The organism is Limosilactobacillus gastricus DSM 16045, assembly GCF_001434365.1.
Lineage (GTDB): Bacteria > Bacillota > Bacilli > Lactobacillales > Lactobacillaceae > Limosilactobacillus > Limosilactobacillus gastricus.
Window position 1 is genome coordinate 1 of the sequence record NZ_AZFN01000001.1, and the last position, 15,633, is coordinate 15,633.

The window sequence follows — 15,633 nt, forward strand, 5'->3', positions numbered from 1 at the left end:
AGTTCTAGTTCATATCGTATTCCATTAAGGCTAGCTAGCCTTACGTGTGCTTTCCTAAATCCGTTTTTAACGACCTGTTTGAATCCACAATTAGCACAGTGATCAACGGGATAGGTAAGTCTTGAAGTAATTCTACAAATCGATTCGCGGTTAATATGTTCGTTAGCCACGTTTAGAACAGTGATGTTTGGGTCTTTAATTCCAAGCACTTCTAAGGTGAAATCAGTTTGGGACATTCTTCCTACCAACTTTCTTTTAATTGTGGAGATTGATTGTAAATTTGGCAAAGGATAGAATGTCCTTTTTCTATGCATAAAATTGTACAAAAAAATCTGGCATTGATGTAAATCAATACCAGAAATTCTAGACCCAAAATATTTCGATAAACTGGAATTTTCAGTTCAGTAAAGTAAATCGGCAATCGTATATTTTGACAATGAACTTTTATATGAATTCTCTGCTTCTCTGAAAATACTCAAAGCCTTATCAGCTTGTTTGACAAACTCATCAATATCATCTGTCTGAACGGTTTCTCTCAGATTATGGCTGTGCAAAAAGGGGGTTTCACCCTCGATTGCTTCAAAAATATCCAAAAATGTGATTTTTTGCGGTTGTCTGCCAAGAGACATTCCACCCGTTTTGGATGCAGAAGATTTAAGGATACCGGCTCTTACTAATTTCCCCAGTATTTTTTTTAGATACGAATCAGACACGCCAAGAATTTCACTCAATGCCTGACTTTTCACAGCTTCTCCTGATTTTTGCTTTGCTATTATTACAATCACGTAAATGGACTGTTCAACTCCTATTTTTGTCTGCATGTACAGACACCTCCTCACCTGTAATTGTATATCTTGAGATATTTTTTGTCAACGGATTTGACGTTGTTACAAACCAGAGATATAATTTATCTTAAGATATTATTTGTCTCAAGCTAGTCATGGAGGAATATTTAATGAAAACACAAAGTAATTTTTTTAACTCTAATCCTATTTCTATTGTCATACTATTTGCCGGGACGTTGCTTGGACTTCTGACACAAAATATGATGGCTACCATTTTGACACCCATCATAAACGACTTTCAAATTTCTGCTTCCACCGCTGGATGGCTAACAACAATCTATTCACTGATTGCAAGTATTTTAGTTCCTGTAAGTGCTTTTTTCACGAAACGTTATTCTTGCAGACAGTTATTTACCTTTTCTATGCTGACCTTCACGATTGGCTCATTTATCGGAATTATTGCAACGAATTTTGAAATTCTTTTATTCTCCCGCATCTTGCAGGGAATAGGGACAGGTATCCTAATGTCTCTTTTGCAAATTGCAATCTATTGCAGTTGCAGCATTGAACAAAGAAATAAATTGATGGGCATAATCGGAGTATCCATGGGATTCGCGCCTGCATTCGGTCCAGTACTTTCTGGTCTTATGTCCGATGCATGGTCATGGAAAAGTGTTTTTGTGCTTCTTACGATTATAGGAGCTATTCTATTATTCCTGAGCCTGCTTTTGCTTAAAAATTTAACCAAGCAAGAGGGAAATTGCTTTTTAGATAAACTATCCTTGCTTCTTTCGTCCGTAGGATTCTCTGGATTTACTCTGGGTATCTCATTTATCTCCCAATTTGGACTGAAAAGTGCTATTACTCTATCATGCCTTACGGCAGGATTACTCATTATCTTTCTGTTTATTCATCGACAGTTTCGTATTTCACAGCCTTTGTTGCAACTTGATACCCTCAAAAATAAAGGTATGCTGACTGGAACGCTTTTTACATTCCTGCTTTTTACAGCTTTTAATGGAGTTTCCGTAGTATTACCTCTATATATGCAAAAGTTCATTGGCGTAAGTGCATCGGTTTCCGGCATCGTTACCTTCCCCGGTGCTGTACTGGTTGCTGTTGCAAGCCTTGTTTCCGGCTTTTTAGCAGACAAATTCGGCTTTCATCGCCTGACTGTTGCGGCTTCAATTATGCTTTGTGTTGGAACTGGACTTCTGCTGACGCTAAATACTGGCAGTTCTCTGGTCATGATTGCTGCAGTTCAATGTATAAGAAATTTTTCAATTGGTCTTCTTATTATGCCTGTGACAACATGGACATTGAACCAGATTAATACGAATCTTGTAAGTGATGGCACTGCAATTATTAACACTGTTCGTCAAATTTCAGGTGCAATCGGAACCAGTTGTATGCTCATGTTCTTGCAACTTTTTGGTGTATCCACAGCATTTTTCTTTTCTTTGACATTAAGCATACTATCCCTTGTTATTGCAGTACAGAAAATAAAGGGTTAAAAACTCGATCAATTAATTTATCTTCTCGCGCTTTATTGTCGATTTTTAAAGTGCTCAAAAATATGAGATAAAGTAAGTATAGAGATAATTTAGGAGCAGGTGATTAGCTTATAGATTGTTTACTAATCGCTAACCTTCCGGTATTTACTTGGGCTCATCCCTTTTTGCTTGATGAATTGTTTGGTGAAGTTGGCTTGATCAGCATAGCCAATTTCATCACTGATTTCGACAATGCTTTTGGTGGTATATCGAAGCATTTCACAGGCTAAATCAATCCGAATTTGATTGCGCAAGTGGATAAAACTAAATTCAAATAATTGATGACATAAACGGGAAAAGTAATTTTGCTGGAAGCCAAAATAATTGGCGGTTTCGGCCAAGGTTACTTTTCCGTTTTTATTTGTAATGTAGGACATGATGGCCCCGGCTTGAGAATCTTTAGAAGCATGGCGGATTTCCTTGGATGGGAAATCCGAGTAGGGCTTATTGATGGTTTGGTAATGATTTCGGAGTAATTCCGTAAAGAGCAATCCCCAAAGTCGTTGGTTTTGAAAATAAATGTAAGGGTCATCAAGCTGCGGGTCGAAGATTTGAATGTTTTGCAGGTAATGATGACAAATCTGATTTTCCAGATGATGGAAGGTGACATAGGTTAACCCAGCGGATTGATCGTTCATTAAATCATGGATCAAGGGATTATCCGCCACTAAAAATTGATTCAAGGGACTGGGAAATTCTAAATCAACCTCATAATGAGTCAGAATGTTTTTACTTTTGCTACTAGTTAGCTTGAGTCCTTTAAAGTGACGTGAAATTACGATGTCGGAACGATCCAAAGCGATGAATCTTTTCCCAGCCGAAACGGTACAAGATGAAAGTGCTTCAAGCAATTCTATGTGAAATATATCTTTATCTTCTGATGAATGTTTATGGAGATGGCTATTGATTAAATCGCCATTGTTATAGTGTTTAATCATGTTAAAACCTCATTTAAGATAATTTATAACTAACATAAAGATAACTATAATTATTTTATTGTACATTTTTTCACATTACAATATAAACAACAAATTAATTAGGAGATGAAACAAAGATGGTAGTAGAACTCAATACAGATGTAGTAATTGCTGGTGCTGGTGGGACTGGTTTGTCGGCCGCGAATGCCGTGGTCTCCAACGGTTTAAAAACAATTGTGATTGAAAAGCTTCCTCAAATTGGGGGAAATACCAAGATTTCCAGTGGATTCTTTGCCGTGGACACTAAGGAACAACGGGCTGAGGGCCTACATTTAAGTACCGAAGAGGCCATTCGGCAATTGAATGAATATAATCACTATTTAAACAATGGCCCCTTGACCCGGCGAATTGTAGAAAATGCTAAACCAACTTTGGAGTCGATCGAAGAACTGGGGATGGAGATTAAGTTAAATCCAACTAGCCAAACCACCCAATTCGCGCATCTTGATAATCCGTATGCCGGTGGGTCATACCACATGTATCAAAATAAGGATGCTAGTTACGACCGAATCCAAAAATCTCTCGAAGATAAAGGGGTTGAATTTATCTTCAATACGACCATGACGAAGTTGATTCAAGCACCGGATGGTCAAGTCCAAGGTCTGATTGCTAAAAATGATCAAGGGGAAACCCTACAAATCAAAGCCAAGGCAGTTGTGGTCGCTACCGGTGGTTTTGGGGCGAATGAAGAATGGATTGAAAAGGTGATGCATACTAACCGGATGCGTTCGCTAGGGGTGCCAAGTAAAGGTGAAGGGATGGCAGCAATGTTTAAAGCTGGTGGGACCATGATTGATGCCCATGCTTTGATCCATGCCGCTCAATTAGCTAAATCCAAGGTTACTCAAAAGACTTCTAGTAAACACTTAGCTGGTTTCTCCGATAATCCATTAACGCGGGTCCTCTTAACGCCATTAATGTGGATTGATCCAGAAGGACGCCGGTTCACCAACGAAGATACGGTTTATGACACGGTCCTGTGGGCCAACGCTGGGTATAACGTCGGTGGAATGTACTACATTTTAGTTGATACGAAGACGCTGAATGAATACACGACTGGTCATGAATTAAAAGTTTCCAAAGCTGGTCCCGGTGCTACGGATGCAAAAGGTGATTTTGTGGCCTTAGCTGAGCAGTCGGTTCAAGAAGAAACGGCCTTTAAAGGTGAAACCTTGGCCGACTTGGCTCAAAATGCCGGCTTTAACTATCAAGAATTAAAGGAATCCGTTGAGCGCTATAACGAAGCCGTTAGAACCCAAAATGATACTGAATTTGCTAAACCACAAGCATCGTTGAAGTATCCGGTTGAAGAAGGGCCTTTCTATGCGATTAAAGCCCAGGTGGCCTTCTTAGGAACCGTTGGTGGAATGCGGGTTGATGATCATTTGCGGGTCTTAAATAAAGACTTCAAGCCAATCAAAGGACTCTATGCTGGTGGGGCTAATGCTGGTGGCTACTATGAAGGCCAATCTTATCCAGCCTATGAAGGGTTAGCATCGGGATTCTCCTGGACTTCAGGGCGTTTAGCTGGCTTAGCCATTGTTGAAGATCTCAAGTAACTTTTGATTTGGAGGATTAAGGAAATGGATGTTCCAAGTAAATCATATATCTCTAAAACGCGGATTGGGGTCCTAGCAGTTAGTGCTATGGGGATGGCTGCCCTGGCTATCACACCATCATATGCGGCCATTGCCCAAAACTTTGGCTTGAATAACACGTCGGTTCAAATGTTGACCTCCTTGCCGAACCTCTTTATGATGCTGGCCGGAATTATCATTGGGAAGCTGACGACCACGAAAATTAATTTAAAAACTTTGACCATTTGGGCGATTATTCTGATCTGTTTAGGGGGCTTTATGCCCTTAGTCTACAACACCAGCTTTGCTTTTCTGTTGATTTGTTCATGTTTAGTCGGTCTTGGTCAAGGGAGTTGTACCAACCTTTCTCAAGTGTTGATTTCGCAAATGTTGCCTAAAGCGGAACGGCAATCAACAATGGGCTTAACCACCACCTTCACGAATATCGGTGGAATCGTCTTCATCATGGGTGGGGGACAATTGGCCGCGCAAAGTTCTTGGGTCAACAATTATTGGATCTACTTATTCTCATTCTTAGTTTTACTAGTGGTCTTGCTGTTAGTACCGATGCACCCGAAGGATGTCTCTGATCACGATGACAATGAAGCTGACGATGGCGGCATTCAATTAAATAAGTATGTTTGGTATTCCGCTGGTTGGGGCTTTGGCGTGATGCTTCTGAATAACGTCTTGAATAACAATATTTCCTTATTCATTACAGAAGAACATATGGGATCCACCGCGCAAGCAGCCTTGACGTCCACCATTTCTTTAATTGGCGGAATGTTGTGTGGATTGATCGTGGGAGTTATTGGGAAACGCTTTAAGAACTCCACGATTTTCATTGCCTACCTCGTTTATGGACTCTCTTACTTGCTGATTGGTTATGTACACACCCTCTTGTTTGCCTTTATTGGTAGTTTCTTTGTCGGTGCGGCCATGAGTATCGCCATGGGACAATTCCCGTACCTATTATCGATCTCAGTTAATAAGAGCACGATGTCAATGGCGCTCGGAATCTTTGTGGCAGTTTATTCGGTCGGCGGAGTTGTTAGTCCCTTCGTTGTTAACCCCTTAACGTCGCTCTTATCTGGCATGGGGATGAATGTCTTTATCGTCAGTGGTTTCCTAGCCTTGATTCTCGGGGTGATTGTACTGCTCGGTCGGTATCAACAGAACCTAGTCCGCCATGCGGAAGGAAAATAAAAACCATACTTTAAGTATTAATTATTGAAACACCACTCCTGATGAGGGGGTGGTGTTTTTTGTGTTGACTTGACAATGATCAATTACACGGTAGGTAGCATCACCTAAACTATAGAAAAATAGTTAAGAGGTGATGAAAATGAGTCGCATTCAAAAATTTTATCTAGATCATCAACGTTTAGTATTAATCGTGATGACGACTTTGTTAGCTGTTGCATATTTAGGCAAGTTTTATTTTGGGATGATGATCTATCAGCTGGCGATGATCTTAGTCGCTTTGATCGGGGTAATTCCATTGGTGATTCGTGCAGGGGAATCTTTGCGATATAAGATTATCTCGATTGAATCTCTAGTGTCACTTGCTGTAATTGGGGCCTTTGTAATTGGCGAATATAATGAGGCGGGAATTGTAGTTTGGTTGTTCACCTTTGGGGATTGGTTGGAGACAATCACCCTAAACAAAACGCGCCAATCCATTAGGGAATTAACGGCTTTAGCACCCCAAACGGCCCTACGAATAAACGGTCATCAAGCGCCAGAAGAAGTTGATATTGATGAGGTGGAGCCGGGTGATCAGTTGCTAGTAAAAACCGGATCCCAAATACCGGTTGATGGTTCGGTTGTTGCTGGCGATGGTCATGTTAACGAAGCGAGCTTAACTGGAGAATCTGTACCCGTTCATAAACGAGTTCAGGATTCCGTTTCGGCTGGTACGATTTTAACCAGTGGCACCCTAACAGTAATGACTGAACAAGTCGGTGAGGATACAATCTTTGGTAAATTAATTGAACTGGTTGAAAATGCCCAAGATAGTCAAACGCAGACGCAACGGTTGATCGATCGTTTTTCCCAGTTTTATACACCATTAGTTTTGGTATTAGCGGTTCTAGTCGGTTTAATTAGTCGTGATCTATCGCTAGCAATCACCGTTTTAGTTCTCGGCTGCCCAGGAGCTTTAGTAATTGGGGTGCCAGTTTCAACAGTCGCTGGAATTGGAACGGCGGCCAAAAAAGGAATTGTGGTCAAAGGTGGGAGAGTTTTAGAAAGTTTACGAAAGGTTGATACCTTAGTTTTTGATAAAACGGGGACGCTAACCGTTGGTAAACCCCAGGTGGAGACAGTACAAAATATTAATGGGGACCTTAACAATAATTGGCGACTATTAGCTAGTCTTGAAAGTGAATCTAATCATCCATTAGCCCACGCCATTTTAGAGGCTTATCCAGGAGAAGATTTTGATCCGATTGATCATAGTGAAATTATTGAAGGGCGAGGGATCGTGGCTCAAATTAATGGTCAGGAAGTTCTAGTGGGAAATGAACGATTGATGACTGAGTCAGGAATCTCATTAGCTCAGTTGAGTCTACCAGCAGAGAGCACTCACGTCCTAATGGCAGTTAATCGCCAACTCCGATTGGGAATTGCGGTTATGGATGTGTTAAGACCGGAAGTAGCATCGATTTTAAAGGAATTTAAGGAAAAGCAGCACTATCAATTAGTAGTCTTATCAGGAGACCATCAAGCGGTTACTGAGAGCGTTATGCGTCAAGTGCCAATTGATTTAGTACGCGGGGATCTACTACCGGCTGATAAACAAGCGGTTATCAAACAACTACAGGATGCAGGTCATCAGGTCGCTTTTATTGGCGATGGTATTAATGATAGCCCAGCCATAACTCAGGCGAATGTGGGAATTGCTATGGGAAGTGGGACTGAAGCAGCAATTGAGATAGCGGATGTCGTATTGGTTCGATCTACACTTGAACAGCTAAAAATGGCCTTGAGCTACAGTAAGCGAACAGTTCGCAACATGCGCCAGAATATAACAATTGCGATTTTAACCGTCGTGTTGCTATTGATAGGGTTGATAGCGGGATATATCTATATGGCATCGGGAATGTTAGTGCATGAGTTAAGTATTTTAATTGTGATTTTGAATGGAATGCGATTAATTCGATATTGACTTGATCATGGTCAATTACAGATGACTTGATTGAAGCGATAATTAAAGCAGGAGGTAAGAAAAATGAAAAAAGTAACTTTAAAATTAGCCGGAATGACGTGTCCGTCTTGTATGACAAAAATCCAAACCGCAGTTAGTCAACAAAAAGGAGTTCAAGATGTTAAAGTCTTGTTTAATGCGGAAAAAGTTAAGACTACGATTGATGAAGGAATTATTTCGGCTGAGCAGCTTAGTCAAGTAGTGAGTCAGTTAGGTTATTCTGTTGAGAAAATTACTGTAAAGGAGGCCTAGATCATGGATGCAAAAACCCAATATCAAACTGAACTAAAGCGTAGTGAACAAGAACATCATCAACCCACTGCCGGAGCCATGATTGGGCATGTTACCGCGAATTTGTGGTTACATCAGTTAAAAATTGAGCAGGTTCGGTTGTTTGCTAAAGGACCGGTGAGCTTGTTTATGGATCAATATGGTCTAAGATGGCAAAATCAGGAAGAGAGTTTTTTTCAGCAACTAAATCAAGCTTTAGTTAGTGAAAATGAACTGGTTCCAACCACGACCGAACAGTTAATTGAATTTTCGATGCTAGCAGAAGATGGTGCCAAAAAATATCTGGATGGATCAGAACAGCTATTTGATTTGCTTCATGATTTTGATACCCAACTCCTATTCATTACTCGAGCAATTAAGTTAGCTCAAGTGGCTGACCATTATGGGGAAGCAGAATTGTTAATAAAATTAGCTAGTTGGATAAAGAAACAAATCGCTCTTGGTCAAAGATTTTTGGGGCATGAATTAAACGAAGGCTTGTATAATGAAGAAGATGATGATGAATAGTAGAGGGAGAAAATGAATGGATGCAGAACTATGTGTTAACTTGGTACCACTTTTCCAGTCCCTTAGTCACCAACAGAAAATGGTGATTGAAGGGCTAGTACACCGAATTAAAGTTGACAAAGGAAGTTTGGTAATAGCACCCGGCGATGATCATGAATTAATCATTCTCGCCAGCGGGAAATTAAAGGTGATTCATTATACTGAAGATGGTAATGAGCGACTCCGAAAGTTAATGAATTCAGGAGACTATTTAGGAGAAAGTTGGCTATTTGGAGCTAAGAATCAGACCTTAACCGTGGTTGCTCGGCAGGATTCGGTAGTGTGTACAATTCAAGCCGATGAATTTCAGCAACTTTTAGAAAAGTTTCCCGATCTTAGTTACCAACTGTTACGTTCGACAATTTTTCAAAACAATGAACAAGCTAAACAAATTGAATTATTAGCAATTAACCATCTGGAAGAACGGTTACGGACATATTTGACCGATTTAGTAATCCAGCAGGGAACTTCGACGATTAGCTTGCCATTCGAATTAAAGGATTTAGCGGCTTACTTAGGTACCACCCCTGAGACCATCTCGCGGCAAATGCGAAAGCTTAAAACGACCGGTGAAATTGATCAGCTAGGTTCGCTATTGTATCAGGTAAACTTAAGTTAGTTTTGTTTATGCATTTTATTAAATAATCATTAGAAATATCTAATTTGTCATCGATATTATGCTATCATAATCATTAAAAACGAGGAATTTACCGATGACCAAGCTAGGCCTTATTGGTGGGACAGGACCAGAATCAACCTTAATTTATTATCAGCAATTAACCAGTCGCTATGCGCAGACATTGCATCAAGATGCTTTTCCACCTATTATGATCGAGAGTTTAGATGTTTTTCAGGTTTTGGCTTTTGCCCAAGCTCAAGATTATGCCGGTTTGACCAATTATCTGGTTAAAGGTTTTGAAAACTTGGCACAAGGTGGAGCGACCTTTGCGGCATTAACCGGGATCACTCCGCATGTGGTATTTGATCAGGTTCAGGAGCGGCTTTCAATTCCGTTGGTATCAATGGTCGACACGACAGTTGATTATCTAAATCAACGGGGTCGTAAGCGAGTGCTCTTATTAGGCACTTATCCAACCATGCATGAAAACTTTGTCAGTCAAAAACTAGAAAATGCTGGGATCGAAGTTATAAAACCGACAGAAGATCAGCAACAACTCATTCATCAACGGATTTCGGATGAACTAGAATTTGGGGTCGTGAAAGCAAGTACGCAATACGAATTTGCCCAGTTATGTCAAGCTTGGCAAGATCAAGTTGGTTATGATGCTGTCATTCTAGGGTGTACTGAATTACCATTGCTATTTGAGAAGATAACCTTACCGGTGGGAAAAGTTGATGTGATGCAAGTACACATTGATAATCTCTTAAAACGATTAGTTCAAGAGACGGAGGAAAACTAAATGGACATGTATGTAGTCGATGCCTTCACGGATAAATTATTTAAGGGTAATCCCGCTGCCGTTTGTTTCGTTGACGAATGGCCCAGTGAAGAGCTAATGAAAAAGATTGCGATGGAGAATCGCTTTTCTGAAACGGCCTTTACGATTCAAAAGAGCCCAGATCATTACTTGTTGAGGTGGTTTACTCCAGGAGGTGAAATTGATCTATGTGGGCATGCGACCCTTGCAACGGCTTTTGCAATTTTTATGCAAAATCCTGGTTTGGGGGATCAAATAACCTTTACGACAAGTCAAAGTGGTGATTTGATGGTCACGAAGGTGGCGGATCGCTATGAAATGACTTTTCCATCTTTTGAATTAAAGTCGATTGCAGTCACACCTGCCATGACGGCGACCTTTGGTGCAACACCGCAAGCCGCCTTCTTAGGGCGTGATCTATTGTGTATCTTTGATGATGAGCAGATTGTTAAAGATATGGAGCCGGATCAAGCACAATTAGCTCAATTGCCGGGACTTTTGCAGCATGCGACAGCTAGAGGGAGCGAGTTTGACTGTGTTTCCCGTTCTTTTGCCCCCAAATTAGCGGTTCCAGAAGATCCTGTTTGTGGGAGTGGTCATTGTCATATTGTCCCTTACTGGGCTCAACAATTAGGTAAACACAACTTAGTTGCTTATCAAGCTTCAGCGCGGAGTGGCGTTTTATATTGTGAAGATCAAGGTAATATGGTGAAATTAGCCGGCCAGGCAGTCTTGTATGCCAAGTCGGAACTTAATCTAGCTTAAAACTCATTAATAGAACCCCAAAGGACTTATTGTTTCCTTGGGGTTTTATTAATGAATCGGCTGATTTTTCATCCTTGGATCTTCACACTATCTCGAAATATTTGGTAAGATGAATATTAAGATTTTTAGGGAGGATAATTATGTCAAAAGAACGAACAATGGCCTTTACCGATGCAATCTTAGCCATCGTGATGACAATTTTAGTTTTGGAGTTAAATGAACCGGAACAAATGACCTGGTCCGGGATCTGGGCTCTACATGAAAGTTACTTAGCTTATGCCTTAAGCTTTTTCTGGTTAGGGACGCTTTGGGTTGGGTTACATAATGAATGGCAACATGTCAAAATGATCAAAACGTCCACCTTATGGATGAATTTGATTGTCCTTTTTTGGGCGTCGTTATTTCCATATACCACTAAATTAGTTAGCGATCATTTTAACAATTCAGTCGCCCAGGTGTTGTATGGGGTAGTGGTTGTCTTAACAACAGTTTTTAATTTGTTATTGAGTCGTACTTTAGTCATCGAGAATCCGCAAGAACGAGCGAAATCGCGATTCCGTCAGCACTGGTTAAGCTTAGATCTCTTAATTAAACTAGTGGGCTTAGTCCTTAGTTTAACAGTTTATCCCCCAGCAGCTATGTATTCTGTTTTGTTAACCGCTTGTGCAATCGCTATTCCTTCACATGTGATTGAGAGTCTACAGGGGCAAAAAGAATAATTATGCATTATCCATCCGAATTAGTTGAAGCAATCAAAGCCCAGACGACTGACCTTAAATTAGAAGATTTTCTAGAGGGGGCGGGTCCCCTGCATCCCCATCTTATGATCGTCGGTGAAGCTCCAGGACGAGAAGAAATTGAGAGTCACATTCCTTTTCATGGGGCTTCAGGTAAAGAGTTAATGCGCTTTTTAAACTTAGCTGGTTATCAACGAGAAGATGTTTATATCACGAGTGTGGTGCGGAGTCGTCCGTATTCGATCAAACAGGTTAAGGACCGGCGGACGGGGAAGATAGTGACTAAATATCCGAACCGGACGCCTTCGAATAAAGAGGTCCGGATTTATGCGCCCTTGTTTGATTGGGAACTGCATCAAGTTCAACCGGATGTCATTATTCCGGTGGGAAATACGGCTTTGCACCGTTTATTAGGACCAGATGAAGTAATCTCAGCGGTGCACGGCCAGTTAATTCAACACCCAGTTCTGGAATTTAATTCAGCAACTGGCCAATATCAATGGAGCCAAGCTAACTATCAGATTGTCCCCATGTATCATCCGGCCGCCGTTTTATATCGTCGTCAGTTAATGCCAACCGTCGAAGCTGATTGGCAACAATTATCACAGTTAGTATAAGGAAAAGAAAAATGACCCACGCTTTTGTACTTTGCGCTGATGAGCGCTATTTAGATCAAGTTGAAACCACGATGAAGTCGATTATGGCCAATGTGGCTGATGCCAAAGTATATTTAATTAATGAAACCCTCCCGCCAGAATGGTTTAAACGCGTGCGCCAGATGATTAAACCCTTTGGCGGTCAATTAATTGATTGTCGGATCAGTACTGAACAGTTGCAACAATATAATACCCCCGCCAACATTAGTACCATTGCCTATGGTAGGTTGTTGATGGGGCAGTTTGTGACCGAACCTCGGGCAGTTTATATTGACGTTGATGCGATTGTGACGGCTGATGTTAGTGAATTGTTTACCCTGGATTTACGGGGGAAACTGTTAGCGGCTGCACAGAATGTTACGGGTGATCATGGTGTGATTGCCGATGAATTCAATTCTGGGCTTTTAGTGGTTGATGTAGACCAGTGGAAAGCCAGTGATTTTGAAGGGCGGATCTTTGCCTATATGAACGAACATGCGGATCAAATTACCTTTGGCGACCAGCAAATGTTAAATGAAATGCTAGCCGGTGATTTTGTGGTGCTCGATAAAACCTATAATTTTATGATTGGACTGGACTGGTTCACTTTAGTCCAAGACCTAGGTGATTATGCGCAGGTATCAATTAATCCATTGCCAAAAATTTTACACTATGTCAATATTCATAAGCCTTGGCAATTAAATACCTCGATCCGGACGAAGGATTTATGGTGGGATTATCGGATGATGGAATGGTCAGCCATTAGTAGTAAATGGCAAAACCATTTCCAAATTACCAATTCATTGCCAAGTAACCAGCGCCCAACTTTCTTTACCTTAACTAATTCATATAGCCTGGAAGATTTTGATGCCCTAGTGCAAGCGATGCCCAACTATGACTTTGTAGTGGCAGCTTATACGAGGGTTCATCCATTACTCAAAGCAATTCGCCGGTATGATAATGTAACTTTACTAGAGATGTGTCCGCCAATCTTAGTGGATGCATGGGCCCAAACGGCTGATGTATATTTAGACATTAATAACGGCAATAAATCTGAAGATGTAATCGAAAATTTCCGTCATCATCAGGTGCCGATCGTTGCTTTTGAAGATCAGGCTAGTCCACTAGCGGAGCATCTTGTAGCGACCCACGATGTTGATGCAATGGTCAAGATGCTAAAGGAAATATTAACTAAGAAAGAAGAACAATAATGGGGTATGAGGAACTAATTCCCAAAATTTATGATTGGGCTAAAGCGCGGGGGGTTGATCAAGCAGATCCCCGGGTTGAATTTATGAAGATGACTGAAGAGCTTGGTGAATTGTCAGGCGCCTTTAATAAAGAGCAAAGGGACAAACTAATCGACAGTATTGGGGATCTACAAATTGCGCTCCTTATCTTTTGTCGGTTGGTGGGAGTAGATCATCAGGCCGCTTTAAATGCCGCTTATCAAGAAATTGCCAAGCGAACGGGTAAAACTACGGCAGATGGGGTCTTCATTAAAAGCAGCGATTTAGATACCACGGAGTAATAAAGTTTGATATGATAATATGACCACAGGAAATGAAAGGAGAAATTGATGTCATTTATTGGCACCTTAGCTTTAATTTTATTAGTCACTTTAATTGTTTCACAACTTTTTAGCCGGGTGGGGATCCCCGATGTGATCGGACAAATCTTAGTTGGGGTCGTAGCTGGTCCGGCCATGCTAGGTTGGTTACAACGATCCGAAATGATCGAGCAATTCCAAGAAATTGGGGTAATTGTTTTAATGTTCATTGCCGGCCTCGAAAGTGACCTATCTCTACTGAAAAAATATTTAAAACCGGCCTTAATGGTGGCGTTAGGAGGGATGCTCTTACCAATTCTGGTCATGGGAGTGGCTGCGTATGGTTTTGGAATTCCTGTTTTTGAAGCTTTCTTTATTGGGGTCGTCTTCTCTGCGACTTCGGTCAGTATTTCGGTCGCAGTCCTCCGTGAATATCGGAAAATGGATACAAAAGAAGGAGCCACGATCCTTGGCGCCGCGGTTGCTGATGACATCGGGGGTGTCATGCTCTTAAGTATTATGATTTCGATGATGAATAGTCAGGGGAGCCATGTTTCAGGTCATGGGTCTACTAATCTGGGCTTAGTGTTATTACTGCAAGTTGCCTTTTTTGGTGGGTCCTACCTATTGATTCGTTGGTTAGCTCCATACTTGATGCATTTGAGTTCTAAAATGTTACCGATTGCCGCTAATTCAGTGATGGCAATGGTCATTTGTTTGGGGATGGCGGCAGCAGCCGAATCAGTCAGCTTGAGTGGGGCCGTTGGGGCTTTCTTCGCCGGTATCGCCATTGCTAATACCCATAAGAAAGAAACTGTTAACCGAAGCTTTATTCCGATTGGTTATGCCATGTTCATTCCGATCTTTTTTGTAAACGTTGGTTTGAGTATGCGGTTGGACCATTTCTGGGATTCAATCGTCTTCATCCTGGTGATGACCGTCTTGGCATGTTTGACGAAACTGCTCGGCTCGGGTGGTGGCGCAAAGATGATGGGCTTCCCCTTGGATAGTTCTTATGTAATTGGTAGTGGGATGATTGCCCGGGGTGAAATGGCCTTGATTACTGCTCAGATTGGTTATGAGGCTCATTTATTATCGGAATCATATTATTCGGACATCATTACGGTAATTGTCTTAGCGACGATTTTGGCACCATTTATTTTGAAACATGCCATTAAGCGCATGAAAACAGCCTAAAAAATAAACTCTCGTTTAACGATTTGGGCACTATGTCCTGTCAAGTATACAGTTGAAATAGAATAAATTTAGTTTAGGCGGCTTGGTTGCGGAATTGCTCCGCAGTCAAGCCGTCTCTTGTTGCGTATGCGCGTTTAGTATTAAAATATTCGATTCCTTCTTGAACTAGTCGCTCAAGTTCGGCCAGCGTTTTTGGTTGTGGATGTCGAGCTAGCCAAATTAGCTTAAAGTCATTCCACCAGCGTTCCATCGGTGAATTTTCCCAAGGATGACCTGGATGCGACATGCTATGTACACAATTTTTCGAAGCTAAATAACTAGTAAAGACTCCTGAACAATACGCTGCTCCACGATCCGTGTGAATCATTGGATGA

General features: G+C 41.2%; 17 protein-coding genes and 1 pseudogene. 14 read left to right on the forward strand and 4 right to left on the reverse strand.

Annotated elements, in window-relative coordinates; genetic code table 11:
- A pseudogene (locus FC60_RS09610) lies at positions 1-287 on the reverse strand (hypothetical protein); the annotation flags it as partial.
- 114 nt (positions 288-401) lie between these two features.
- Positions 402-821, reverse strand: a complete 420-nt coding sequence (locus FC60_RS00010) for an RrF2 family transcriptional regulator (protein ID WP_056936500.1) — start codon at positions 819-821, stop codon at positions 402-404.
- A gap of 134 nt (positions 822-955) precedes the next feature.
- Here FC60_RS00010 and FC60_RS00015 point away from each other — a divergent pair, with 134 nt between their 5' ends.
- Entirely contained in the window at positions 956-2,299 is a 1,344-nt protein-coding gene (locus FC60_RS00015) for a DHA2 family efflux MFS transporter permease subunit (protein ID WP_056936501.1), read from the forward strand.
- Between the two features lie 122 nt (positions 2,300-2,421).
- On the opposite strand, the gene FC60_RS00020 is transcribed toward FC60_RS00015, so the two are convergent.
- On the reverse strand, positions 2,422-3,276 hold the full coding sequence (locus tag FC60_RS00020; protein WP_082601303.1) for a helix-turn-helix domain-containing protein: 855 nt from the start codon (positions 3,274-3,276) through the stop codon (positions 2,422-2,424).
- 116 nt (positions 3,277-3,392) lie between these two features.
- Here FC60_RS00020 and FC60_RS00025 point away from each other — a divergent pair, with 116 nt between their 5' ends.
- The 13 genes from FC60_RS00025 (at position 3,393) to FC60_RS00085 (ending at position 15,259) form a co-directional block, all read left to right on the forward strand.
- A complete protein-coding gene (locus FC60_RS00025) occupies positions 3,393-4,874 on the forward strand; it encodes an FAD-dependent oxidoreductase (protein ID WP_056936502.1) in 1,482 nt (493 codons plus the stop codon).
- A 24-nt stretch (positions 4,875-4,898) separates the two neighbouring features.
- Entirely contained in the window at positions 4,899-6,098 is a 1,200-nt protein-coding gene (locus tag FC60_RS00030; protein WP_056936503.1) for an MFS transporter, read from the forward strand.
- A 139-nt stretch (positions 6,099-6,237) separates the two neighbouring features.
- A complete protein-coding gene (locus FC60_RS00035) occupies positions 6,238-8,061 on the forward strand; it encodes a heavy metal translocating P-type ATPase (protein WP_056936504.1) in 1,824 nt (607 codons plus the stop codon).
- 63 nt (positions 8,062-8,124) lie between these two features.
- Positions 8,125-8,352 (forward strand): heavy-metal-associated domain-containing protein, encoded by a 228-nt coding sequence (locus tag FC60_RS00040; protein WP_056936505.1) that lies wholly within the window; start codon positions 8,125-8,127, stop codon positions 8,350-8,352.
- A gap of 3 nt (positions 8,353-8,355) precedes the next feature.
- Positions 8,356-8,898, forward strand: coding sequence for a ferritin family protein (locus FC60_RS00045; protein WP_056936506.1), 543 nt, complete (start codon positions 8,356-8,358; stop codon positions 8,896-8,898).
- A 16-nt stretch (positions 8,899-8,914) separates the two neighbouring features.
- Positions 8,915-9,556, forward strand: coding sequence for a Crp/Fnr family transcriptional regulator (locus FC60_RS00050; RefSeq protein WP_056936507.1), 642 nt, complete (start codon positions 8,915-8,917; stop codon positions 9,554-9,556).
- 94 nt (positions 9,557-9,650) lie between these two features.
- A complete protein-coding gene (locus FC60_RS00055) occupies positions 9,651-10,358 on the forward strand; it encodes an aspartate/glutamate racemase family protein (protein ID WP_056936508.1) in 708 nt (235 codons plus the stop codon).
- A complete protein-coding gene (locus FC60_RS00060) occupies positions 10,359-11,141 on the forward strand; it encodes a PhzF family phenazine biosynthesis protein (protein WP_056936509.1) in 783 nt (260 codons plus the stop codon). It begins immediately after the preceding gene.
- Between the two features lie 140 nt (positions 11,142-11,281).
- Positions 11,282-11,860, forward strand: coding sequence for a TMEM175 family protein (locus tag FC60_RS00065; protein WP_040467941.1), 579 nt, complete (start codon positions 11,282-11,284; stop codon positions 11,858-11,860).
- A gap of 2 nt (positions 11,861-11,862) precedes the next feature.
- Positions 11,863-12,495 (forward strand): uracil-DNA glycosylase, encoded by a 633-nt coding sequence (locus FC60_RS00070; protein WP_056936510.1) that lies wholly within the window; start codon positions 11,863-11,865, stop codon positions 12,493-12,495.
- 11 nt (positions 12,496-12,506) lie between these two features.
- The gene (locus FC60_RS00075) at positions 12,507-13,724 is read left to right on the forward strand and encodes a glycosyltransferase family 8 protein (protein ID WP_056936511.1); all 1,218 of its coding nucleotides are present in this window, start codon (positions 12,507-12,509) and stop codon (positions 13,722-13,724) included.
- A complete protein-coding gene (locus FC60_RS00080) occupies positions 13,724-14,044 on the forward strand; it encodes a MazG-like family protein (RefSeq protein WP_056936512.1) in 321 nt (106 codons plus the stop codon). The genes FC60_RS00075 and FC60_RS00080 overlap by 1 nt, the downstream gene beginning before the upstream one ends.
- Before the next feature lie 48 nt (positions 14,045-14,092).
- Positions 14,093-15,259 (forward strand): cation:proton antiporter, encoded by a 1,167-nt coding sequence (locus FC60_RS00085; RefSeq protein ID WP_056936513.1) that lies wholly within the window; start codon positions 14,093-14,095, stop codon positions 15,257-15,259.
- 73 nt (positions 15,260-15,332) lie between these two features.
- Here the strand turns inward: FC60_RS00085 and FC60_RS09615 are convergent, their stop codons facing one another.
- Positions 15,333-15,626 carry an integrase core domain-containing protein gene (locus FC60_RS09615; protein WP_235806037.1) on the reverse strand — a complete coding sequence of 98 codons (294 nt, stop codon included), beginning with the start codon at positions 15,624-15,626 and terminating at the stop codon, positions 15,333-15,335.
- Positions 15,627-15,633 lie beyond the last annotated feature (7 nt).

Excerpts from the sequence above, each read along its gene's own strand:
- FC60_RS00050 (WP_056936507.1), top strand. The coding sequence starts at position 8,915 with ATGGATGCAGAACTATGTGTTAACTTGGTACCACTTTTCCAGTCCCTT.
- FC60_RS00025 (WP_056936502.1), top strand. The coding sequence starts at position 3,393 with ATGGTAGTAGAACTCAATACAGATGTAGTAATTGCTGGTGCTGGTGGG.
- FC60_RS00035 (WP_056936504.1), top strand. The coding sequence starts at position 6,238 with ATGAGTCGCATTCAAAAATTTTATCTAGATCATCAACGTTTAGTATTA.
- FC60_RS00060 (WP_056936509.1), top strand. The coding sequence starts at position 10,359 with ATGGACATGTATGTAGTCGATGCCTTCACGGATAAATTATTTAAGGGT.
- FC60_RS00040 (WP_056936505.1), top strand. The coding sequence starts at position 8,125 with ATGAAAAAAGTAACTTTAAAATTAGCCGGAATGACGTGTCCGTCTTGT.
- FC60_RS00070 (WP_056936510.1), top strand. The coding sequence starts at position 11,863 with ATGCATTATCCATCCGAATTAGTTGAAGCAATCAAAGCCCAGACGACT.
- FC60_RS00015 (WP_056936501.1), top strand. The coding sequence starts at position 956 with ATGAAAACACAAAGTAATTTTTTTAACTCTAATCCTATTTCTATTGTC.
- FC60_RS00085 (WP_056936513.1), top strand. The coding sequence starts at position 14,093 with ATGTCATTTATTGGCACCTTAGCTTTAATTTTATTAGTCACTTTAATT.
- FC60_RS09615 (WP_235806037.1), bottom strand. The coding sequence starts at position 15,626 with ATGATTCACACGGATCGTGGAGCAGCGTATTGTTCAGGAGTCTTTACT.
- FC60_RS00055 (WP_056936508.1), top strand. The coding sequence starts at position 9,651 with ATGACCAAGCTAGGCCTTATTGGTGGGACAGGACCAGAATCAACCTTA.
- FC60_RS00075 (WP_056936511.1), top strand. The coding sequence starts at position 12,507 with ATGACCCACGCTTTTGTACTTTGCGCTGATGAGCGCTATTTAGATCAA.
- FC60_RS00030 (WP_056936503.1), top strand. The coding sequence starts at position 4,899 with ATGGATGTTCCAAGTAAATCATATATCTCTAAAACGCGGATTGGGGTC.
- FC60_RS00045 (WP_056936506.1), top strand. The coding sequence starts at position 8,356 with ATGGATGCAAAAACCCAATATCAAACTGAACTAAAGCGTAGTGAACAA.
- FC60_RS00065 (WP_040467941.1), top strand. The coding sequence starts at position 11,282 with ATGTCAAAAGAACGAACAATGGCCTTTACCGATGCAATCTTAGCCATC.
- FC60_RS00020 (WP_082601303.1), bottom strand. The coding sequence starts at position 3,276 with ATGATTAAACACTATAACAATGGCGATTTAATCAATAGCCATCTCCAT.
- FC60_RS00010 (WP_056936500.1), bottom strand. The coding sequence starts at position 821 with ATGCAGACAAAAATAGGAGTTGAACAGTCCATTTACGTGATTGTAATA.
- FC60_RS00080 (WP_056936512.1), top strand. The coding sequence starts at position 13,724 with ATGGGGTATGAGGAACTAATTCCCAAAATTTATGATTGGGCTAAAGCG.